This window comes from Capnocytophaga sp. oral taxon 332 str. F0381, assembly GCF_000318275.2.
Taxonomy (GTDB): Bacteria; Bacteroidota; Bacteroidia; order Flavobacteriales; family Flavobacteriaceae; genus Capnocytophaga; species Capnocytophaga bilenii.
In genome coordinates this window covers 614-1,401 of sequence record NZ_KB291328.1, presented here as the reverse complement: position 1 = coordinate 1,401, position 788 = coordinate 614, and the positions used below count along the sequence as shown (strand labels likewise).

The following is a 788-nucleotide window of genomic DNA, read 5'->3' as shown; positions in this document are numbered from 1 at the left end:
CATTTGAAAAAGATGAACATAAAGAATATTTCAACAGCTTTTTTGATAGCAACAGTAACGATATAAAAGGGGTTCGTATCGAAACATTTCAGCAGTTTGATTTAAAAAAATGTCCAAGTGTCATCTATTTCCCTATGAATAAAAGTATTAAGAAATTAGATTTTATGTATTACGCTCCTTATGAATTAGGAATTGACTTCTTAGTAAGCAAAAAGATTGTGGATATTATATCTGCATACAAATTACCTATTCACAATAAAATTCCTGTAAAGATTGATACTTTTGATGGTAACTATTTCCTAATAGGTTTCCCTGTATGGAGTTTTGAAGTTCTTGATTTTCAAAAAAGTACTTTCTATCATCGGGATAGAGATGTATTCTCTTTTATAGACTATGAAGATTATGAAAACTCCGAATCGAAATATAGATATACGACAAAAGTAGATTTGTATTTAAAGGAGAAAATAGAATATGATATAATTTCTATAGGTGCAGCTATTTTTTTCTCTGAAAAGATTGTTGAAGAATTAAAAGAGAATAATGCAACTGGGTATAGAATCGTTGATGGAATTTTAAATATATGATACTTACCTAACATAGAATTAGCGAATGATTTTCATCCGATATTTAGGGCGGGATTGGGAAGCGGTTATCAGCAGTGGGGAGAACCTGCATCGCCACTATGCACCACTTCCTGAAGAGGAAGAACTCACTGATGTTCCTTTGGAAACCACAGAAGGTTAGTGATTTTTGGAAAAAAAGGAAGTAGTTCATCATATCCTGCTGGT

General features: G+C 31.9%; 2 protein-coding genes. Both read left to right on the top strand.

Annotation, left to right across the window (positions count from 1 at the left end; genetic code table 11):
• On the top strand, nt 1–584 hold a 584-nt coding region (locus HMPREF9075_RS08580; RefSeq protein WP_009416147.1), incomplete at its 5' end, for a hypothetical protein.
• Nucleotides 585–609: 25 nt separating this feature from the next.
• Nucleotides 610–744: a hypothetical protein gene (locus HMPREF9075_RS14025; protein ID WP_009416146.1), complete on the top strand. Its 135-nt coding sequence runs from the start codon at nt 610–612 to the stop codon at nt 742–744.
• The last annotated feature ends 44 nt before the right edge of the window (nt 745–788 follow it).